Source organism: Methylocaldum sp. 14B (assembly GCF_002005105.1).
Classification (GTDB): domain Bacteria; phylum Pseudomonadota; class Gammaproteobacteria; order Methylococcales; family Methylococcaceae; genus Methylocaldum.
Genome location: NZ_MSCV01000046.1, coordinates 18273 through 38322 on the forward strand (window position 1 = coordinate 18273; position 20050 = coordinate 38322).

At 52.3% G+C, this 20050-nt stretch carries 20 protein-coding genes; 7 read left to right on the forward strand and 13 right to left on the reverse strand.

The features are described from left to right. Entirely contained in the window at positions 1-2763 is a 2763-nt protein-coding gene (locus B2A78_RS23855) for an EAL domain-containing protein (RefSeq protein WP_077732553.1), read from the reverse strand. Positions 2764-3116: 353 nt separating this feature from the next. Between B2A78_RS23855 and B2A78_RS23860 the strand changes: the two genes are divergently transcribed. The 3 genes from B2A78_RS23860 (at position 3117) to B2A78_RS23870 (ending at position 6408) form a co-directional block, all read left to right on the forward strand. Beyond that, positions 3117-4580, forward strand: coding sequence for a mannose-1-phosphate guanylyltransferase/mannose-6-phosphate isomerase (locus B2A78_RS23860; protein WP_143735301.1), 1464 nt, complete (start codon positions 3117-3119; stop codon positions 4578-4580). Positions 4581-4613: 33 nt separating this feature from the next. Continuing rightward, positions 4614-5705: a redox-regulated ATPase YchF gene (gene ychF / locus B2A78_RS23865; protein ID WP_077732554.1), complete on the forward strand. Its 1092-nt coding sequence runs from the start codon at positions 4614-4616 to the stop codon at positions 5703-5705. A gap of 328 nt (positions 5706-6033) precedes the next feature. After that, positions 6034-6408 (forward strand): hypothetical protein, encoded by a 375-nt coding sequence (locus B2A78_RS23870; protein WP_077732555.1) that lies wholly within the window; start codon positions 6034-6036, stop codon positions 6406-6408. 40 nt (positions 6409-6448) lie between these two features. Here the strand turns inward: B2A78_RS23870 and B2A78_RS23875 are convergent, their stop codons facing one another. The 5 genes from B2A78_RS23875 to B2A78_RS23895 form a co-directional block, all read right to left on the reverse strand. Further along, on the reverse strand, positions 6449-7180 hold the full coding sequence (locus tag B2A78_RS23875; RefSeq protein WP_077732556.1) for an AbiV family abortive infection protein: 732 nt from the start codon (positions 7178-7180) through the stop codon (positions 6449-6451). A gap of 466 nt (positions 7181-7646) precedes the next feature. Then, positions 7647-7973 (reverse strand): hypothetical protein, encoded by a 327-nt coding sequence (locus B2A78_RS23880; RefSeq protein WP_077732557.1) that lies wholly within the window; start codon positions 7971-7973, stop codon positions 7647-7649. A 325-nt stretch (positions 7974-8298) separates the two neighbouring features. Further along, positions 8299-9063, reverse strand: a complete 765-nt coding sequence (locus tag B2A78_RS23885; protein ID WP_077732558.1) for a putative DNA-binding domain-containing protein — start codon at positions 9061-9063, stop codon at positions 8299-8301. Beyond that, positions 9056-9901, reverse strand: coding sequence for a DUF692 domain-containing protein (locus B2A78_RS23890; protein WP_077732559.1), 846 nt, complete (start codon positions 9899-9901; stop codon positions 9056-9058). The genes B2A78_RS23885 and B2A78_RS23890 overlap by 8 nt, the downstream gene beginning before the upstream one ends. A gap of 30 nt (positions 9902-9931) precedes the next feature. Next, positions 9932-10255 (reverse strand): hypothetical protein, encoded by a 324-nt coding sequence (locus B2A78_RS23895; RefSeq protein ID WP_077732560.1) that lies wholly within the window; start codon positions 10253-10255, stop codon positions 9932-9934. Between the two features lie 417 nt (positions 10256-10672). Between B2A78_RS23895 and B2A78_RS23900 the strand changes: the two genes are divergently transcribed. Next, the gene (locus B2A78_RS23900; RefSeq protein WP_077732561.1) at positions 10673-10966 is read left to right on the forward strand and encodes a zinc ribbon domain-containing protein; all 294 of its coding nucleotides are present in this window, start codon (positions 10673-10675) and stop codon (positions 10964-10966) included. 161 nt (positions 10967-11127) lie between these two features. After that, complete coding sequence (locus B2A78_RS23905) at positions 11128-11901, forward strand: response regulator (protein WP_077732562.1); 774 nt, start codon at positions 11128-11130, stop codon at positions 11899-11901. A gap of 52 nt (positions 11902-11953) precedes the next feature. Here B2A78_RS23905 and orn read toward each other — a convergent pair whose 3' ends face one another. Continuing rightward, a complete protein-coding gene (gene orn / locus B2A78_RS23910) occupies positions 11954-12499 on the reverse strand; it encodes an oligoribonuclease (protein ID WP_077732563.1) in 546 nt (181 codons plus the stop codon). Between the two features lie 172 nt (positions 12500-12671). On the opposite strand from orn, the gene B2A78_RS23915 reads away from it, so the two are divergent. Together B2A78_RS23915 and rsgA are read left to right on the forward strand one after the other, a co-directional pair. Beyond that, positions 12672-13916 carry a M48 family metallopeptidase gene (locus B2A78_RS23915; RefSeq protein WP_077732564.1) on the forward strand — a complete coding sequence of 415 codons (1245 nt, stop codon included), beginning with the start codon at positions 12672-12674 and terminating at the stop codon, positions 13914-13916. An 8-nt stretch (positions 13917-13924) separates the two neighbouring features. Next, a complete protein-coding gene (gene rsgA, locus B2A78_RS23920; protein ID WP_077732565.1) occupies positions 13925-14872 on the forward strand; it encodes a ribosome small subunit-dependent GTPase A in 948 nt (315 codons plus the stop codon). A gap of 138 nt (positions 14873-15010) precedes the next feature. On the opposite strand, the gene B2A78_RS23925 is transcribed toward rsgA, so the two are convergent. Genes B2A78_RS23925 through B2A78_RS23950 form a run of 6 tightly spaced genes read right to left on the reverse strand, consistent with a single transcriptional unit; the run spans position 15011 to position 19940 of the window. Continuing rightward, entirely contained in the window at positions 15011-16042 is a 1032-nt protein-coding gene (locus B2A78_RS23925; RefSeq protein ID WP_077732566.1) for a DUF2333 family protein, read from the reverse strand. A 56-nt stretch (positions 16043-16098) separates the two neighbouring features. Next, entirely contained in the window at positions 16099-17022 is a 924-nt protein-coding gene (gene xerC / locus B2A78_RS23930) for a tyrosine recombinase XerC (protein ID WP_077732567.1), read from the reverse strand. Between the two features lie 5 nt (positions 17023-17027). Continuing rightward, the gene (locus B2A78_RS23935; protein WP_077732568.1) at positions 17028-17741 is read right to left on the reverse strand and encodes a DUF484 family protein; all 714 of its coding nucleotides are present in this window, start codon (positions 17739-17741) and stop codon (positions 17028-17030) included. Continuing rightward, positions 17738-18568 (reverse strand): diaminopimelate epimerase, encoded by an 831-nt coding sequence (dapF, locus tag B2A78_RS23940; protein ID WP_077732569.1) that lies wholly within the window; start codon positions 18566-18568, stop codon positions 17738-17740. Before dapF ends, B2A78_RS23935 begins: the two co-directional genes overlap by 4 nt. Beyond that, on the reverse strand, positions 18568-19815 hold the full coding sequence (gene lysA / locus B2A78_RS23945; RefSeq protein ID WP_077732570.1) for a diaminopimelate decarboxylase: 1248 nt from the start codon (positions 19813-19815) through the stop codon (positions 18568-18570). The genes dapF and lysA overlap by 1 nt, the downstream gene beginning before the upstream one ends. After that, positions 19815-19940, reverse strand: coding sequence for a lipoprotein (locus B2A78_RS23950; protein WP_077732571.1), 126 nt, complete (start codon positions 19938-19940; stop codon positions 19815-19817). The genes lysA and B2A78_RS23950 overlap by 1 nt, the downstream gene beginning before the upstream one ends. Positions 19941-20050: the final 110 nt, after the last annotated feature.

The window sequence follows — 20050 nt, forward strand, 5'->3', positions numbered from 1 at the left end:
TCAATCGCCCGCCAGCGGTGCCGGGCGCCCGATAAAATAGCCCTGTGCCATATCGACGCCCAACTCGCCGAGCGCAACAAGAGTAGCTTCGTTCTCCACGCCTTCGGCGATCACCTCGATATCGTTCCCATGGGCAAGTGTCGTGATAGCCGAGACGAAGGCTCGATCCTGCGGGTTATCGATTAGGTTGGTCACATAACTCTTGTCGATCTTCACGAATTTCACCGGTAGATGTCTCAAATAAGAGAAAGAAGCGAACCCCGCGCCGAAGTCGTCTATCGCGAAACGGAAGCCCAGAGTGGCGAGATCTTCCATGATTTCTTTTGCTGTACCGAAGTCGGCGATGGCGGCCGTCTCGGTGATCTCGAAGATTAATTGCTCGGGCTTTAACACATTGTTTTTTAGGGCCGATTTTAAAGCCACAGTCCAATCGCGATTGGTCAACGCGGAGCCTGAAAGATTCACATGGACAGCTCCTGCGGGAGCCCGTTCAGCAAATTCGGTTAGCAATCGGATGTTTGCTTCAACGGCATAGCGGTCGATTTCGTTGATTAGACCCGTAAGCTGAGCGAATTCGAGAAACTCTGCTGGCGCGACCAATGAGCCGTCAATCCGTTTCAGACGTATTAATGATTCGAAAAAGCGGATTTCACGCCCCTTGATGACGGCAATCGGTTGATAATGAAATACGAGCCGGCGCGCCGTAAGCGCTTCCTGGATGGCCTGTTTCCACAACGTCCGTTCGCTGATACGCTGCTTGGATTGATCGTCATAAGAAAATAAATGGACCCGGCCGCGACCGCGATCTTTCGCTTGATACATCGCGAGATCGGCATTCGCCATGACCTCGTCCATCACGGTTCCATGCTCGGGAATCATGGCGATACCGATGCTTGCCGAAATCCGGAAGATTTTTTGCTGGATTTTGAGCGGTTGTTCGGTGAGTCTTTGATTCAGAAGATTGGCGAATGCCAATGCACCTTCCGCGGTCTGACTAGGCATGAGAATGGCGAACTCATCGCCTCCCAGTCTCGCTGCGATATCAGTCTTGCGCACGCGATTTTTCAGTTCCTGCGCGATTTTTCGAAGTAGGGCGTCACCGGCGAGATGCCCGCTGGTGTCATTGATGTCCTTGAAGTGGTCAAGATCAAAAAGAAGGATGGCGGCGCGCGTGCTGTTTCTATCCGCTTCGATAAATTGACGCTCCAATTCCTGTTGGAAACGGTGACGATTATATAGGCCGGTCAACGGGTCATGGTTCGCGAGCCAAATCATACGGTTTTCCGCTTCGACTCTATCCGTAACGTCGAGACCGACCGACAGAATCGCAATGCCCTCCGGGTTATTTTCATGGAGCCGGGTGTGCACCCAGACCACGAAGCGGCGCGTCCCGTCTTTACACAGTAATTCCGCCTCGTGCTGCAGACGTTTCCGTTGCCCATTCCATAATCCGAGCAGTGCCTGCTCCAAATCGTCCCCGATTTTGCTTTCCAAAATTAAGGAAAGAAAATCCTTGCCGCTAAGGTCGCTTTGGCTATAACCGGTAATCTGTATGACAAAGTCGTTAGCCGTAAGAATTCGCCCTTGACTTGTTTGGGTCAGGATAATGACCTGCGCAGTGTCCAATAGCCCTTGAACGAAATCGCGCTCGGCGGCCAGTTCGGTGGTCTTGTGCGTTATTGCCTGTGCTTGCTCCTCAAGTTGGTGGGACAGAGTCAATGCTGTTGCACTCAGAATCGTGATTTCATCGTTGAGTCCGGATGCCCGATGGGCAAGCCGCTGTCGAGCTTCCTTATAGGCGCCTTGTGCCAACATCGGTAGAGTGTCGGCCAGCCGGCGAAGCTGACGGATCGGCAGGCGCATTAGTAGAAGCAACAGCAGCTCAGCCGTTAAGAGGCTCAAACCGCTCAGCAAAATACCGTCACGGGCAGCTCGCCTAATGTGACTCACCTGAGCGGTGACGTCGCTTATCATCAGAACCGATCCTTCCGCTTGAAGCAGATTCTTCAACGGCATGACATCGATCGCATAGTAGCGTCCTTTCCAAGTATGAATGTCCTCACTCGCCATAACCGGATTAGGTAAACGCTCGGACAGCTGCTTCAGAAATGGAGCGAGGAGGTCCAAGTGGGTGAGGGCGGCTATCCTCATAGACCACTTAGGGATAGAGTAGGCATTGTCTTCCGTGCCATTCGCGATCAAGATCCCCAGGTCTGAACCGGTCAATGAGCGGTGTTCGACTACGAGCTGCGCGATAGATTGGGTAAGACTGAACACGCCAACGACCTGTCCCTGGGACAAAACCGGTTGGTATGCGTTTAGAGTGCAATGTTGGGCGCACGACAACAACGACAAGGGCTTTTCTTCCTTGAATACCTGTAAAACCGTAGCTTGCTCTTCTGGACGCGGCGCCTGCGCCGGCGCAGGAGTACCCCCCCATTGCCAGAATCGCTGTGCATTCGGCTTAAACAATGCAAGACGCTCGATGTCCAGATCGTACTGAAAATCGTTGAAAACGTTAGCGGCTTGCCGTAATCCCGCATAGTCCTCTCCGGTCAAAGCAGAAGCAAAGCCGCCGACCGAGGCTAGCAAAGAGCCGATTTGCTGCAAACGGGAAGTCGAACGGTCCAGCAAGTCTTGAACTTGTCTGCTTAGCAAACGTCTATCGAGTTGGCGCTGCTCCTGAAATTGGTACTCGAGATAGAAATAATTCAGAATGGCGAAGGCGCTGCCAATTCCGACGATCATGATGCTGAGAAACAAAAAACCTTTCCAAAAGAGGCTCAGGAAGGGTGATCGTGGTTTGGAACTAGCCCGAGCCTGCCCAGCCGAAAGACGCGCCGGATATGATTTCGGTCTGGCAGTACTACCGAATTCGGGTCCGTTGAAAATTTTTCGAAGTGCCAAGATTTTGAACTGAATTGAGAGAACGGGCTTAGGCGTTTATCCGGATAACCTTTTTTCAGTATAACCCATGTAATGATAATCAATCGTTTGCCGCCTCGCTCTTTCGTGACGAATGGAAGTACAAGTCACCTGTGAGCAACTGGGATGGCTAGGATTCAGCCGCCTCGTTTATACTCTTGTACTGATCAGACGATTTTTACGGAAAGCTCATGAAGATATCTGTTCAGGCTGTGGTTTTATCTGGAGGGGCCGGTACTCGATTATGGCCATTTTCACGGGAAGCTTACCCAAAACAATTTCTCCCGCTTGTCGGAGATAAAAGTCTCTTTCAGGAAACGATTTATCGGGTCATTAGCATGGGCGCTCAGGAGGGCCAGTTAGAGTTACTGTCGCCCTTGGTCGTCTGCAACGAAATGCACCGGTTTATCGTGGCAGAGCAGCTTAGACAGATGGGCTTGGACCGAAGCGCTATTCTTCTTGAGCCTATCGGAAAAAATACCGCGCCGGCAGTGACTCTTGCAGCTTTGTACGCTTTAGAGGATGAGTGCGATCCCGTTTTGGTGGTATTACCCTCCGATCATCACGTAGAAAATGTCGCAGAATTTCAGGCGCGAATGTCGAAAGCCGTGGAACTGGCTGCCAAAGGTGACATCGTCACGTTCGGCATAGTGGCTCAAAAGCCGGAAACAGGCTTTGGTTATATTCGGCGCGGGGCTGACATTGAGCAGGGCGTATTCGTTCTAGATGGGTTTACGGAAAAACCGGATGCCAAAACGGCTGCCGATTATCTCGCGTCCGGCCGCTATTTCTGGAACAGTGGGATATTTATCATGCGGGCCGGAATCTGGCTTGACCAAATTAGTCGTTGCCAGCCTGCAATCTTTGACTCTTGCAAGGCGGCATTGTCGGCCAGCAAACGTGACGGTGATTTCATACGTGTCGACAAGGACGCATTTGCACAATGTCCTAGTGACTCGATCGATTACGCTGTCATGGAAAAGCTGAACACCGCGGCGGAGGAGGGGCCTAGAGGCGTCGTGTTGGCGCTGGACGCGGGTTGGTCGGATCTTGGATCATGGCCGGCGCTCAGCGAAGTGAAGCCTGCGGATGATTCCGGCAACGTCGCGATCGGCGATGTCTTTCTCAAAGACACGAGAAACTCGTTGCTGTATTCGCAGAACCGTTTTTTGGCCACGGTCGGTATAGAAGACGTTGTAGTGATCGAAACCACGGATGCCGTTTTAGTTGCCCACAAAGATAGAGCTCAGGATGTTAAGTCGATCACGGAGTATCTCAAGAAAGCCAATAGATCGGAGCACGTGTTCCACGCGAAAGTTCACAGACCCTGGGGTGATTATGAGTCGATCGATAACGGCTCTCGTTATCAGGTAAAACGCCTTACGATTAAGCCTGGCGCGACTCTCTCGCTACAGATGCATCACCATCGCGCGGAACATTGGATCGTCGTCAAAGGCACGGCGCGAGTGACGCGCGGTGAAGATACCTTTCTTCTCACCGAAAACGAGTCCACTTATATCCCGCTCGGCATTAGGCATCGCCTTGAAAATCCGGGCACAATTCCTTTGGAAATCATTGAAGTACAATCCGGAAGTTATCTCGGCGAGGACGATATCGTTCGGTTCGAAGACCGATACCATCGCCTCGAATCTTAAATAATCTACAGACTCTATATAAATTATTCACGTATGACGCTTCACTGCGGAATCGTGGGTTTGCCGAACGTCGGCAAATCCACCTTGTTTAATGCACTGACAAAAGCAGCCATTGCGGCGGAAAATTATCCTTTTTGTACCATCGACCCAAACGTCGGCGTGGTTCCCGTACCGGATCCCCGATTGGACGCACTGGCCGAAATTGTAAAGCCGGAGCGCGTTGTACCGACGACCATCGAATTTGTCGATATTGCAGGCCTGGTAGCCGGCGCGTCTAAAGGGGAGGGGTTGGGAAACCAATTCCTCGCGCACATTCGAGAGACCGATGCCATTGCCCATGTCGTCCGCTGCTTCGAAGACGAAGATGTTGTGCATGTGGCAGGAAAAGTCGACCCCATTTCGGATATCGAAATCATCAACACAGAGCTGACTTTGGCTGATCTAGCTACGGCCGATAAAGCTTTGCAGCGTGTATCGAAATCGGCGAAATCCGGAAGCAAGGAAGATTTAGCAAAGAAGCAGCTGATTGAGAAATTGCTGGAACATCTCGATTCCGGTCAACCGGCACGAACTCTGCCGATGGAGGAAGAGGCCAGAGCGTTTGTTCGCGACCTGCATCTTCTTACGATGAAGCCGACGATGTACATCGCCAATGTACGCGAGGATGGATTCGAAAATAATCCCTACTTAGACCAAGTACGCGCCTTCGCAGAAAAGGAGGGGGCTGTGGTCGTGCCGGTTTGTGCAGCTTTCGAAGCTGAAATAGCGCAACTGGAAGATGATGAGAAAGGAGACTTTTTAAAGGAAATGGGATTGGAAGAACCGGGCTTGAACCGTGTCATTAGAGCCGCGTATCGACTGCTCAACCTGGCGACTTACTTTACGGCCGGAGTTAAGGAGGTACGGGCTTGGACCATCCCGATCGGAGCGACGGCTCCCCAAGCTGCGGGTGTAATTCACACGGATTTCGAACGCGGCTTCATTCGCGCCGAAGTCATTGCATACGATGACTTCATCGGCCATCGAGGCGAACAAGGCGCCAAAGATGCTGGAAAGTGGCGCCTCGAGGGAAAGGACTACGTCATGCACGATGGTGATGTAGTTCATTTCCGCTTCAACGTTTGAGTCTTAATTTAGTAAACGGCATTAGTCATCGAGGCACGCGATAGCAGTGTCGATCGATCTGTTTGTTGGAAGCGGTTCAGAAATGGGAGCCGCTTTCAACACTATGTATTTAGCCCGTGGCTTCTGATTTAACATAATATACATTATGCGTAATTAGCTTAATGGTAATCCGTCACTTACACCGGCGGTTCCGCTGGTTACGGTCGTTCGTCCTTCAAACAATAACAACGAGAGGACAACATGAACGAGTTTTATTGTGTGCGCGCTAAGACGGGTTTCCGGTGCCCCAAGAAGGCCGCCGCGTTCCTGGGGGTGTCCGGTCCGGACCGTGAAGAACTGGGAACGATCCGGCGCACCCGTCGCGATCATCAAACTGTTTCGGCTGATAGCCCAAGACCTAAGCCGGATCGGGCAAGACTGGGAAGGCTTCACTATCCTTGAGGATCGCATCATCGGCCCAGGACGGGCCTTCATCACGCCGGGCATGATCCGGGCGTATCCATACCTCGAAAGCGAACTGGAACGGCGGCGAGCCGCCGACCTGGAACGCTGGCGACATCGGCAACGCCGGCGAAACTGGATCAAGGAAGGCCGGGAACTGGCCGCAACCGCGTTCCAACGCTTCGCACGGTCTCGCACACGCGCGCGAATAACACAAAGGCCGGAACTCTCCAAATTTCCAATACCGAAACTCCCGATTTAAGCCAAGAGTGCCACCCATGGCACTAAGTCCGGGTTATTACTCATGACCCGGACCCTCCAGAATCCTTGCTCGACTTCTCAAACAAAATACCTCGCTTTGCGTACTTGTCTTGATAGGTAACAACAGCTTCCGCCCAGTCCTTTCGCCCCGCCTCCATTTCCGCAACGTAGTACCACCAAAAATCCTCCGTCTTCATTACCGTTTGATACTCTCGAGGTTTCATCGCAAACACCTGATCTTCCGCACGCGTCTTCGCCTCCGGCGTTTTCACCGAAATATATACCTGAGTATGCGCCAGGCACTCTGTAGCCAACTTGATGCAATCCAATGCTGCGTTCTCGCGGACCACTGCAACAGGGATTTGTATCGTTGAGGAATCAGGACGAATATCTGTGTACATGGCTGGCTCTCGTCCATACTTCAAATCAACGATTACTTTGATTGCAGGCATCACAGCTTCACGCGCACTCGGATGGACAAGAAGATAGGCGCTAAATGCCGAGGTAATTTTTTGAGAATGATCCTCCATCGTGCGTTTCAACTTGGATGCCACAGCAGAGTCTGACAGATTTCGCCCCTGACCGTCGAAAGCTAGGAAGGCTTTCCCAGTTTCTTCGATCGACGCGACAGCCAGAAAATACGCTCTAGCGAAGCAACCGTGTTTGTAAAGGATCAAAGCCTCAGAAACGAGTTCCCTAGCATTAGCCAACGCGGCAAGGCTGTAGTCACGAAGGAGTGTGGGCGAAAATTTAATATTCCTGTATTCGCTCATGATCGCTAATGATTAATAAAGAAATCCCTCATTGTCACACCTGCCGTGACCCGCCGGAACCGTCATCAAAAACGTCAAAACTGCCACCCATGGCAGAAAGTACCCGTGTTACAAGCACAGGTACTTCAAAAATAGCTCACGGGCATCCGGGGCGATCGATACTAAACAAGGGTAAGCCGTAGCAGGCAGCGTCACCTATCGGCTCATCGGAAAGGCGGGGCTGGGAGACGGCTCTTCAAACATTTTCGGTCGGACTTGTCGGCGGGTTCCAACTCCACGTAGATGTAAATCTCGTCGCCGGTTGGATCTTTAGTCCATGGAACATCGTCGGCCAGGTCTTTCTGACCAGATTCCATACGAAATCAACTGAACCGACAGAGGAAACTGACCAAGCGCGCCAATCGATCCCGTCATGGAGTAAATTCTTGGTCACCAACGGAAGTTCGTCATAACCAACGATCGGCCGTTAATTTTGAGTTACGTAACGATTCGACTTCAGGTTGGAAATCTCAAGTCCCGCATCATTCAACAGCTTAATTACATCCGCCAACTCGCTTTGAACCTGGATCAGTTCCCGCTGCACCGACTCAAGCTCGGCTTTCATCCGCTCAACTTCATGCCCACCAGTCCCCTTCCCTTTTTCGTCACGTAACGCCTGTAATTCGGCCTGCCTCTTGGCTCGCCATTCCGCCTGTCGCTGCGCATTGGTTTTTGCTTGACCAGTTGAAGGACGCCCCCGTCGACGTTGCAAGGGGGCACTTTTAACGGGCTGCTTATCAGTCTGGTCTTTCATTTCTCGTTACTAACGGCATTTAGCGGAGGCAGTTCTATTATAGTTACGTAACGACTAATTTCAAATATTTTTCATTACGTAACACCTATCGTTTACCGCAGTTGCGACGTCGGACAGGAAGAGACGAAATGCGCCGATATCCAGCCCGAGCAGTAGAACTCGGAGCGTGAAGCCTTGTTGTGACAGCAAGAAAATCGGAGAAACTCCAATGCCAGGAAAAATCCGATCGGGAGCGGAGGAGGCGCCGGTTAAAACGTTTTTTAGTGAGAGGGACAGCTTGGATGCTCGAAGCGCGGAACTCCCCCGCAAATCGAGTGGGCGTTCGTTATCGGCAAATCCCGATGACGCCACGCTCCGCAAGCGATCGCAGGATCTCAGCGCCATGGCAGGCTAAAGCTTGAGGATCTGGATGCCCGATTTCCGCTGCCAACTTGAAGAGGCAATCGATCCCCCGCATCTCTTCTTCTTGTTGAAGAATCTGCAGGAGCCGGCACGTTACGGGGCTAATTTCCAAGAATTTCACCTTATCGGCACGGTCGCGATACACGGCAAGACAAGTGGGCTGGTCCGGTGGTTCGCTCGGCTGCTGCCCCGGGCCGATTTTGTGTACGGGAAATTGGTAAACCAAAGGCCAGGCAAGTTCCGACAGGTAAAACGTTTGCTCCAGCGGGTCATCAGCCGAGTCGATATTTCCTTGTGGCACCTCGCCTTCAGCGATGACTAAAGCCAACTCGGTCCACTCGTAATGCGCGAGTTCCAACAAATATGGCGGATCGCTAGGGCGGCTTATGTATTCATTCTGGAGATGATCCAGAAATTCTTCGGCTATTTCGGCAAAGTACGGCGTTTTACTTCGATGCCTTGCATAGAACGCCTGAACTAAAGCAAGCCAATCAGTCTTGCTCAAGATACTCTTAAGCACCGGAAAACCGGTTGCTAGAAAGTTCTCGATGTTGTTGAAGAACAGTTCTCGGTAAACCTTCATCCGTTCCGGCGCGGGTCCGCACGGAGGTGGATTTTGATGTGGTTCACGAATATATGCGGCAAACGCATATTGTATCTGTTGGAATGGAGCGATCTCTTTAGCCATAACGCCGAACAGGTTGCGACGATGCAGCCGTCTGAAGCGCTCGAATCCGTTGAACTTCAGAAAGAAGTTCGGATAAAGGAGGAATGTTGAAATCCCGCTCTAAAAGAGTCGGAAACACGCCGAATTTTTCATAAGCCATGCTCAGCAATCGCCAAACCGGATCTATAACCGTCGCGCCATGGGTGTCGACCAGAAAATCAACCGCCTCGACGTAGTGTCCCGCTACATGGGCATAGGCGATGCGATGCGCCGGTATCGCGCTCAAAAACGCTTCCGCATCGTAGCCGTGGTTAACGCTGTTGACATAAATATTATTGATGTCGAGCAGCAGGTCGCAGTCAGCTTCTTCAAGCACCGCGTTGAGGAAATCGATTTCTTCGAGCTCTTTGCCCGGTGCGGCGTAATAGGAAATGTTTTCGATCGCTATCCGCCGCTCGAGAATCTCTTGAGTTCTGATGATGCGCTCAGCTGTGTATTTGACCGCTTCTTCCGTAAATGGAATCGGCATGAGGTCGTACAGATGGCCGTCATCTCCACAGTAACTCAGATGTTCGCTGTACAGGCGAATATGATGCCGGTCGAGGAAAGTCTTGAGCTCGGTGAGAAATTCTTCGTCAAGCGGCGCAGGACCACCCAGCGACAGGGATAATCCGTGACAGACGAAGGGAAACCGCTCGGTTAAGGTTCGTAGCTGTTTTCCGAGCTTCCCCCCTATTCTCATCCAATTTTCCGGTGCGATTTCGTAAAAATCGACCGATTCCGGCGGATGCTCGGTAAGCGGGCCAATGAAGGCCCGCCTAAGACCGAGCCCGGCGCCTTGGATGGCGAAATTCTTCATGTTCCCCGGAGGGTGGCAACACGAAGTCGCTTATTGTGGTTTCGTTTCCGTGCTGGGAGGCTGCGCTTGATCCGTTTTCATACCTGCACATTTGCCTTCCATTGCTTTTTTCTCCTGCTCCTGGCTTTGTTTTTTCATGGCGCCGCAATTCATTTCCTGGGATTTCATCATTTGCCCGCCGCATTTCCCCTCGCCGCATACCATTTCTTTTTGCTCCTTGCCGGCCTCTGCCACCTGCAGATAGCCACTATCCAAGTCTTTAATTCCAAATGGGTTTTCGGACGCATTAGCGACAGCGGACAAGGATGTTACGACAGCGGCTCCCATTACGGTTTTTAATACTCTTTTGCTCATTGCCTCTTATTCCTCTCAATCGATTTCGAATTGTCGAGCGCCACGCGCGCCAAACTGTTAGACATCAGGATTCAACAAAGCGGCAGGTCATTCTCCAGGACGGCACGTGCCGGGACGATATCTCCGTGTCAGACTTTGTTAAGTCCGTTATTCTCACACAATAAGCGAAAATTGTGCACTCTATCAGCCCTGAACCGCCGCCTTTTTCCTAAGCTGACGGTGCCAATTGGCCATCACGTTTCTCAGTTGCTGATGAAAATCTCGAAGTAATAAAGGGAACTGTGGCCGGAATGATATGGTCAGCAACTGAGCATTGAGCTATTCTCTCGATTCCATAATTCTCGATAAAGCAGACGCCTTAAAGAAGTTAAAGGCGCTTTTTGACAGGTAGACATAAAGACAAGTTCTGGGGCATGTATGTATTGTCAACATTGCGGAAAAGAGATTAAAGACAAAGCAGTGGTTTGTACGGGGTGTGGCCATCCGGTCGACAGCGTCGGAGACGTCGAAGGCAAAACCGTGGCAGGCGAGCCTTGGAATCTCTTGATGATGAGCGGTTTGATTGTTGCCACCTTGTTTGTGCCTCCGGTTGGCCTCGTCTTTGGGATAATGGGCCTGATGGATGAGGCGAAGAAGGTTCAAGGGGCGATTCTCACGACTATAGGCGTTTTCATGACCCTCCTTATGGTCGCGATCATTCTCGGTTTGTAGGTGTTCGGTAAGCCGCGAAAATAATTTCGCCAGATTATCTCGGCGCTTTTAATTCAATACATCGATTTTCGATCCGTCTGCCAGAACTCATTCGACCGGCTAACTTATTCTTGAACCCTGCTTTGATTATCCTGTCATAAATCTACGCGAAGGGCCTTGGGGTGTTCCGCCAAAAGAACTTCCTGGTTGTCGATGATAATGAGATCAACCGCATTCTCCTGACAACGCAGCTTTCCGATTTGGGCGCGCATGTCATCGAAGCAGGCAGCGGCATCAAGGCAGTCGAGAAAATCCGGACACACTATTTCGACTTGATTTTTCTCGATCTGCGCATGCCGGGAGTAAGTGGCTTCGACGTAATACAAGCCATTCGGATGGACGCTGAGTTTTTTAATCGAAATACGCCGATAATCGCAGTTACCGCCCATGCGCTTCCTCAACAGCGAAAGGAGATTCTCGAAGCTGGATTTTGCGACTGTCTGATCAAACCCATCTTGGAAGACCAGCTTTTGAGAGTCATCGACACCTGGCTGGGCGTCAGTGCAGGCCCATCACCTCGCACCACCCTACCCTCTGCCGATTCGTATGATCTTTATCTCGATGCGATCATCGAAAAAACCGGTGGTAACCGGGCACTAGCCGAAAAACTAATGCTTAGACTGGCTCAAGAACTGCCTGAACAGCTAGCCGACGTGGAAAAAGCACTCTGTGATGATAATTACCGTCAAGCCAGAGAAATTACCCACAAGATCAACGGATCAGCGAGCTTCTGTGGTTTGTTTGGCATCAGAAAGGCAGCTAGCGAATTAGAAACCGCTCTGGTGGCATCACCGTCGCGTGACACCCTTCGCGAGTATCTCCGGGCAATGGAATGCGAGATCGGAGCGTTTCTCTCAAAGAAAATGGGTCTCGTAGGTGCATTGAATAATTCGTGAAGAGGTTTTTCTCGGCACAAGCATTTGTAAATCCAACGGCGGGGAATATGCCTCAAAGCTTAAAGAGGTATTTCCGGTAGTATTGGAGTTCTGCAATCGATTCCAAAATATCGTCGAGAGCCCGATGCGAATTCTTTTTTCTAAATCCTTCTTTGAGATGTGGTGCCCAGCGCCCCGCCAACTCCTTCAGAGTCGATACATCGAGATTACGATAATGGAAATAAGCTTCCAATTCCGGCATCCATCGTGCGAGGAACCGCCGGTCCTGACAGATACTGTTGCCGCACATCGGCGATGCTCCGGCGGGTACCCACTGTTGCAGAAATGAGAGCGTAAGCTTTTCGGCATCCGATTCGGCCGTGCGGCTCTCCCGGACCCGATCGATTAATCCGGATTCCCCATGGTGTTTCTTGTTCCAATCGTCCATGCGAGCAAGCGCTTCATCGCTTTGAAAAATCGCCAATACCGGCCCCTCAGCCAAAACATTCAAATCTTTGTCGGTCACCACCGTCGCAATCTCGATAATATGGTCAGTTTGAGTGTCGAGGCCGGTCATCTCCAAGTCTACCCAGATGAGGTTTTGTGAATCTTGTGCCATGAACGTTCCTTTATTATGGAGGGAATGATGGTGATGGGACTCATCGCAGTTATGCTCTAAGCTCCGCGTGAAAACGGCGAGCTAAGGGAGTCATTAACCGAGAAATCTTGTCAGGGATTTTACCAAAGGCTAAGCTGTAAAGCCGATATAGAGAAACCAAGCCCCTAATCCGATGAACATGTTCACTGTCCTATTTCTCGTGACGCTCGCCCTTGCCTTTGCTATCGAGTGGTGGCTGTCGCATCGGCAGTTGGCTTACGTCCGCACTCATAGGGATGCGGTTCCCGACGCGTTCAAAGACACCATTTCGCTAGAGGCGCATCGGAAAGCGGCAGATTACACGATAGATAAAGCGCGCTTGGCAAACGTCGATCGAATAGTCGGCTTGGTGATCTTGTTGCTGTTTACACTCGGTGGCGGCATCGACGTCGTGAATCGATTTTGGGCAGGCTTCGAGTTGTCCCCCCTCGTTACGGGGATCGCCGTGATTCTCTCGACGATGCTTTTGATCAACCTGTTCGAGCTGCCCATAAGCCTCTATCAAACTTTCGTGATCGAGGAGCGCTACGGCTTTAACCGCAATACGCCCAAACAGTTCATCACCGATCTATTGCTCCAAACCGGGTTGAGTTTGGCTATCGGCGGACCTTTGCTCGCTTTGATACTGTGGATCATGCAGAGCGTGGGAAATTATTGGTGGCTCTTGGCGTGGTCGATCGTGATGGGGTTTTCCATTCTGATGAGTTGGGCCTTTCCTACTTTCATCGCACCTTTGTTTAACAAGTTCACGCCGCTCGAAGATGAGACGCTGAAAAAGCGCATCGAAACTTTGCTGGACCGGTGCGGCTTTCAAAGCAAGGGTATCTTTGTAATGGACGGCTCACGTCGGTCCGGGCATGGAAACGCCTATTTCACTGGAATTGGAGACAGCAAGCGTATCGTTTTCTTCGACACCCTGATCAATTCTCTAAATCATGATGAGTTGGAGGCGGTATTGGCTCACGAGTTAGGCCATTTTCGGCGTAAGCACGTATTGAAAATGCTTGTTGCGAGCGCGCTGATTACACTTACCGGCTTCGCCCTGCTGGGGTGGCTAAGTGGACAGGACTGGTTTTACAGTGGCCTTGGGGTAAGCAGCCAATCGAATGCTCTTGCGCTTCTTCTATTTATGCTGATCGCACCGGTATTCGCCACGTTTTTGCAACCGATCATCGCTTATTTTCAACGACGCCATGAGTTCGAAGCAGACGACTTCGCGGCTTATTACACCAGGCCGATCTATCTCATCAATGCCCTCGTCAAGCTCTATCGCGACAACGCCAGTACCTTGACGCCGGACCCCTTGTATTCTGCCTTCCATTACAGCCATCCCCCCGCGTCGATTCGTATCGCTAACTTGTCGGCCAAGTCTTCATAAGACTGCAGATGAATAGAGGGCGGAATAGCAGAACCGTTACGTCAAAATCTGCTGCTCCGGGCTCTCCGTTCCGTGAGGGGCTCGTGATCGCTCACCTAGGCCAAGGCTTGGCCGTCGAAGGATCACCGGGTGACATAATCCTTTGCCACACCCGGAGGCGCCTGGGCTTCGCCACAGTGGGAGATCGTGTGTTGTGGGAGCCGAGCGAAGGGAATCTAGGGCGGGTTGTGGAAATTCTACCCCGCCGAAACGTACTGACCCGCCCTGGCCATAACGAAACCATACGTCCGGTGGCCGCCAATCTCGATCGGGTTTTCGTGGTCGTTGCCGCCGAACCGGAACCCGATTGGTTATTGGTCGATCAATATCTGGCCGCTTGCGAGCGCCGAGATCTCCGCGCAGCAATTATCTTCAATAAAGTCGACCTACTCCCGAGCCAGGCGGTGGGGGAAGGCTTATTGGCTGATTATCACGGAATCGGCTATGACTCCTTTCTAGTCAGCGTCAGGACCGGCGAAAGGCTCTCCGAGTTGCGAAAAGAGCTTATCGGACAATGCAGCATGCTGGTCGGACAATCGGGCGTAGGCAAATCATCGCTCACGAATGCGCTATTACCGGATAAGCAACTCCAGACACGAACGCTTTCGGAAAAGACGAGTTTGGGTCGGCACACGACGACCACGGCAACCCTTTACCATCTTCCAGATGGGGGAGACCTCATCGATAGTCCGGGAGTCTCGGTCTTCGGTCTGGCTGAAATGAGCATTCGTGACCTGGCATCGGGCTTTCGGGAGTTTCGTCCGTGGATACCCCGTTGCCGGTTCAACGATTGCAGGCATATCAATGATAAAGGCTGCGCCGTGCGGGAAGCAGCGGAGACCGGCGCCCTGCCCTATGCTCGCTATGAGCGCTATCTAAAGCTCATTGAAAAGCTTCCGCCATCGCAAAGACCATAGCGGGTGTCGAAAACTGCCTGTAACTTGGGGCTCTTACGCGTTCGGATGTTCAGGCATTTTTTGAGGGGTATCGTCGATCGATTAGCCGCAAGGCCTTTACTGTGCCGCGTGGAAGCGTGACCGAGTCCAAAACGACAATTATCCTTGCTGGAGGAGACTGCGCAAGTCGATAGTCGCGGCGTTGGCTCTAGCAATGTAGTTAGCCAAAGTGAGTGAATAATTGGCGAATAAGCCAAAACCGCCACCGTTTAGAATGACCGGGCTCAAATATGTGGCTTGGCCATCCTCGAGTTCATGAGTAATTTGCTGCAGCGTCACCGAAGCGGTTTTATTGCCGAGAATGTCCCTGAAATCGAACTCGATGGCTTTGAGAATATGCATCGCCGCCCAAGTATAGCCGCGTGCTTCGAAGAAAACGTCGTCGATAATCAGCCAAGGCGTCCTGGTGACGACGGTACGACGCTCATCGGCACTGACTTGCCTGGTGTCGCCCGCACTGGCACTTAAACGGTTGGAAAGGCTACCCAACCGTTTTTCCAACACCTCTAAATATTGGCGCAGATTGTCGGCACGGGAATAAAAGTTCGCGTCACGTTTCATCAAACGCAAGCGGTAACTTTCAAGTGCCTCGATTCCTTTTTCGTATTCCGACTCGGATGAAGGCAGCTGCCACGATTTGTGATCGAAATAGAAAAAAGGCTCGGCTCTTGCCAGATCCGGATCTTCTCGTGACTGGGTTTGAGCCCGTGCGATATGGTTACGGAGTGCCGTGGTCGCGTCGCGCAACGCCGTAAGAGCGCCGTACTCCCAGGAAGGAATGTTGTCCAACAAAACCCCGGGTGGAAAGACGTCGTTAACCAAAAGACCGCCCGGTTTCCTTAGCAACGTGTCCCCGATTTGCACAAGAGCGGAGGCATACGTGTATCCGAGAGGCAATTCTTTTGGATTCTTGACATTCCCGTGCCTTGCGGCTATTTCGAGTACGTCGAACTTACTGGGTTCTTTACTCCAGTACCATGAAACGGCGACGAAAATCAGCACGACCACAACCGCTAACGCACCGATTACCCAAATGAGCCCTTTTTCGGTCGTCGTTTTGGGGGTGAATACTCCCTTAATTCGCGAACCGAGTGATTCCGGCCGACTTTCGGTTTGTTCTGGCACTGACATGAATAAAGCCCTTTAGCGGTTCCCCGAATCAAACCATTATAGCGTAAAGGTTCTGCTTAAGTCACAGAAGAACCCGGACGCCGCCTTTTCGCACGAGGATGTGACTGATCGTATACGGCCGCCAAATGCTGAAAATCGAGATGGGTGTATATCTGCGTGGTACTGAGATTGGCATGTCCAAGTAATTCCTGCACGGCCCGCAAGTCTCCGCTGGACTCCAGTATGTGGCTCGCGAACGAATGTCTGAGCATGTGCGGATGCACGTGTTCAGGCAAGCCCAGCTTGCGTTGCCAGCGTTCAAGGCGCAACTGAACCGTTCGACCGGCGATTCGGTTCCCTCTCTTGCTGACGAACAACGCCTTCTCTCCGGCGTGCGCGTAGCGAGATCGCAAGACCAGCCAGCGCTCGATGGCTTGGCAAGCGCATTGACCGACCGGTAGGATGCGAGACTTCTGTCCCTTACCGTGCCTAACCAGCATGGATCCAGCGTTCAAATCCAGATCTTGAATTTCGAGCGAAACCAGTTCGCTCAATCGTAGGCCCGAGGAGTAGAAAAGCTCCCACATGGCCACATCGCGAATCTCCAGTTCGTCATCTTGCTCACCTTCCAAGAGCCCCGTCATTTGATCGGCATCCAATAGCGCCGGCAGTTTCCGCGGCGATTTGGGAGGACGTATTCCGCGTGCGACGTTGTCCGGAACTTGGCGTCGTTTCACCAAAAAATTGAGGAAGCTGCGGATCGCCGACAGTTCTCGTTGAAGGCTCCGGCTGCTCAGCCCCTCGATATGACGGGAAGCGATATGGTCCCGAACATGCCGAGGGATTAAAGCGTCCCAGCACGGTATGCCATGAACGTCGCAGTATCGCTTTAGCTGCCCTAGGTCGCGTGAATAATTGGCCAAAGTATGTGGGGATACCCGCTGCTGAAATCGCAGAACATCGAGAAAATCGGTAACCTGCTGTTCCGCGTCTTTTTGCATCAAGATTACGTCGCTTCGCTAAGCAAAGATGCCAGTCGGGCGGAAACGACCTCCCCCAACTGCCCGAGAAAATGTAGTCCCATACCGGTTTGGAATCGGCTTGCGTCACGGCTGCCGATAGCGAGCAATCCCTTAAGTCCTGCATGTTGCAGGGGTATCAGTGCGTATGAGAGCACGCCGGAGGCGTTGTTGCCGAACATGTATTTGGCATGAACCGGGTCCGGCTTTCCGCAGTAGGGTTTTCCAGTCTCCAAGACCGATGCGAAAAGAACTAGCCCAACGTCGTCGGAGGGCACGTAAAGGCCGGCGATTGGGCTTTCGATGGATGGCTGCACAATTTTTACCGTGACGAAGTCGGCTTGAAAATACTCGTGCAGGCACCACGTCAGACTGCCTAAAGTGTCGTCTAGAGTCGCAGCATCGAGTAACGTCAGCGTCAATTGATGAATCCGCTGATGCAAGGCATCGTTATCGCGGGCGATTTGCAAGATATCGTTCAACTGTGATTGAAGTTGCCGATTGCTGTCCCGCAATAGCGAAATTTGGCGCGCCACCAGGGAAACTGCCTCCCCGCAGGGATGCGGCACCTTCAGCATTTCCAGCAAATCCAATTGATCGTAAAAAAAATCGGGATGTTGGCGCAAATAGGCCTCCACTTCGTCAGCGGAGATAGTCGTTTCTTTATGACGCTTTGGCGCCTTTGGAGTAATCAAGCTCATAATTCGATTTCGCCCTCGAACACGCGAACGGCCGGTCCAGTCATGAACACCGGCCTCCCCCGTCCTTCCCAAGTTATATTAAGGGACCCGCCAGGGAGATCAACTTGCACCGGACTGCTCAAATCTCCCTGCTCTATGCCAACAACTGTTGCGGCGCAAGCTCCACTGCCGCAAGCCAAGGTTTCTCCGGAACCGCGCTCAAAAACTCGGAGCCTAATGTGATGTCGGTTGATGATCTGGACAAAGCCGATGTTTGCGCGTTGCGGAAAAATCGGATGGTTTTCCAATAGCGGTCCTACGGTTTCGACCGGCGCACGATCTACATCACCGACCTTGAGCACGGCGTGCGGATTGCCCATCGATACAGCGCCGAACGGCCGCGGGTTCCCACCCACCACCACCTCATAAAGAACAGCCTCATCCGGAATGTCCAGCGGGATTTCGGCAGGAGCATGCCTGGGAACTCCCATGTTAACGGTCACGAGTCCATTATCTCGAAGGAGCAAGCACAATTGACCGGCGTCCGTATCGACTACGATTTCGCTTTTGTCGCACATGCCGTGATCGTGAACGAATTGTGCAAAGCAGCGGGCACCGTTTCCGCATTGCGCTACTTCGGAGCCATCCGCATTGAAGATTCGATAGCGAAAATCGGCGTTTGAATTGATCGGGGCTTCAACGACCAACACCTGATCGCAGCCGATTCCAAAGTGTCGGTCTGCAATATGACGGACCTTTTCCGGCGTCAATGAAACGCTCTGCCGCACGCCATCGATAACAACGAAGTCGTTGCCTAGCCCATGCATTTTGGTGAATTTCAGTGCCATCAGTCTACTACGTGCTCGCCCTGAAAAAGTTGCGCGGTGGTCTCCCGCTCTCGGATCAGGTGAGTCCGGCCTCCATCCACCATGACTTCGGCGGGCCGGGGGCGGGAATTGTAATTTGAACTCATGCTGAATCCGTACGCGCCTGCGGAACGGACTGCCAGCAGATCGCCCTCGGCGATCGAAAGCTCGCGCTCTTTGCCGAGAAAATCGCCGGTTTCGCAAACGGGTCCGACGATATCGTAGCGTTTTTTGTCCACGCTGCTTGCCGTTCGGACCGGCACGACTTCCTGCCACGAATCGTAGAGCGCTGGTCTAATGAGGTCATTCATAGCGGCATCGACGATGGCGAAGTTTTTCTCCTGATTGGATTTCAGGTATTCCACGCGGGTCAGCAAAACGCCGGCATTGCCGATAATCGCGCGGCCGGGTTCGATGAGAATCTCGTAATCCGTTTGCGCGAGCCGTCCCAACAGCGCAGACGCGTATTCGCGAGGCTCGGGCGGCTGCTCATCGCGGTAGCGTATGCCTAGACCTCCCCCTAAATCCAAGTGATGGAGGTTGATCCCCTGCTCTTTCAAGGTATCGACAAGCGCCAGAACTCGATCGAGAGCATCGAGGAAGGGCCTGACAGACGTCAGCTGAGAACCAATGTGGCAGTCGATGCCGGTAATTTCGAGATGCGGCATATCGGCTGCACGCCGATATTGATGCAGTGCTTCGCTGACGTCGATGCCGAATTTGTTTTCCCGAAGCCCGGTAGAAATGTACGGATGCGTAAGAGCGTCCACGTCCGGATTCACGCGCAGCGAGATCGGAGCTTTTACACCGAGTTCTCCGGCGATTCGATTTAACCGATCCAGTTCGCCCGGAACTTCAACGTTGAAGCAACGGATACCGACTTCCAGAGCGCGGCGTAGTTCATCTTCGCGCTTGCCCACTCCGGAAAAAACGATCTTCGCCGGCTCGCCGCCCGCCGCCAGTACCCGCTCCAATTCGCCGACGGATACGATATCGAAACCCGAGCCCAGGCGCGCTAAGACGTTCAGCACCGCCAGATTGGAATTGGCTTTCACCGCATAGCAGACCAAATGTGGCTCACCGGCGAAAGCGTCGTCGAAAGCCCGCCAGTGGCGTTCGATCGTGGCACGCGAATAGACGTAGCAGGGGGTCCCGTAACGCTCTGCGATGGCAGGCAGGGACACATCCTCGGCGTACAACGTACCGTCGTGATAATTGAAATAATCCATCAGCGCTGTTCTTCTTTCGAAGCAGGATCTTCGCTGGGTATGTAAAGTGGTCCTTTCTGGCCGCAAGCGGAGAGGACGAGACTGAAAAAAATCAGCGGGAGGAGTGTTCGAAACGAAAGAGACATGATTTTTCGGTTTGCTGCGTCTTGTCGACAATAATCTTGCTTATTCTAATGGAAAAATGGGGGCGGCCCAATGCACGGACCGCCTTATATCGTTTATGCAAAGGAAGACT

Bases quoted from the DNA above. Each gene is read 5' to 3' on its own strand.
- B2A78_RS23925 (WP_077732566.1), bottom strand. From the start codon at position 16,042: ATGTCAGTGCCAGAACAAACCGAAAGTCGGCCGGAATCACTCGGTTCG.
- orn (WP_077732563.1), bottom strand. From the start codon at position 12,499: ATGGCACAAGATTCACAAAACCTCATCTGGGTAGACTTGGAGATGACC.
- B2A78_RS23915 (WP_077732564.1), top strand. From the start codon at position 12,672: ATGAACATGTTCACTGTCCTATTTCTCGTGACGCTCGCCCTTGCCTTT.
- lysA (WP_077732570.1), bottom strand. From the start codon at position 19,815: ATGGATTATTTCAATTATCACGACGGTACGTTGTACGCCGAGGATGTG.
- B2A78_RS23875 (WP_077732556.1), bottom strand. From the start codon at position 7,180: ATGAGCGAATACAGGAATATTAAATTTTCGCCCACACTCCTTCGTGAC.
- B2A78_RS23885 (WP_077732558.1), bottom strand. From the start codon at position 9,063: ATGGCTAAAGAGATCGCTCCATTCCAACAGATACAATATGCGTTTGCC.
- ychF (WP_077732554.1), top strand. From the start codon at position 4,614: ATGACGCTTCACTGCGGAATCGTGGGTTTGCCGAACGTCGGCAAATCC.
- B2A78_RS23950 (WP_077732571.1), bottom strand. From the start codon at position 19,940: ATGTCTCTTTCGTTTCGAACACTCCTCCCGCTGATTTTTTTCAGTCTC.
- rsgA (WP_077732565.1), top strand. From the start codon at position 13,925: ATGAATAGAGGGCGGAATAGCAGAACCGTTACGTCAAAATCTGCTGCT.
- B2A78_RS23935 (WP_077732568.1), bottom strand. From the start codon at position 17,741: ATGAGCTTGATTACTCCAAAGGCGCCAAAGCGTCATAAAGAAACGACT.
- B2A78_RS23890 (WP_077732559.1), bottom strand. From the start codon at position 9,901: ATGAAGAATTTCGCCATCCAAGGCGCCGGGCTCGGTCTTAGGCGGGCC.
- B2A78_RS23895 (WP_077732560.1), bottom strand. From the start codon at position 10,255: ATGAGCAAAAGAGTATTAAAAACCGTAATGGGAGCCGCTGTCGTAACA.
- B2A78_RS23860 (WP_143735301.1), top strand. From the start codon at position 3,117: ATGAAGATATCTGTTCAGGCTGTGGTTTTATCTGGAGGGGCCGGTACT.
- B2A78_RS23900 (WP_077732561.1), top strand. From the start codon at position 10,673: ATGTATTGTCAACATTGCGGAAAAGAGATTAAAGACAAAGCAGTGGTT.
- B2A78_RS23880 (WP_077732557.1), bottom strand. From the start codon at position 7,973: ATGAAAGACCAGACTGATAAGCAGCCCGTTAAAAGTGCCCCCTTGCAA.
- dapF (WP_077732569.1), bottom strand. From the start codon at position 18,568: ATGGCACTGAAATTCACCAAAATGCATGGGCTAGGCAACGACTTCGTT.
- xerC (WP_077732567.1), bottom strand. From the start codon at position 17,022: ATGCAAAAAGACGCGGAACAGCAGGTTACCGATTTTCTCGATGTTCTG.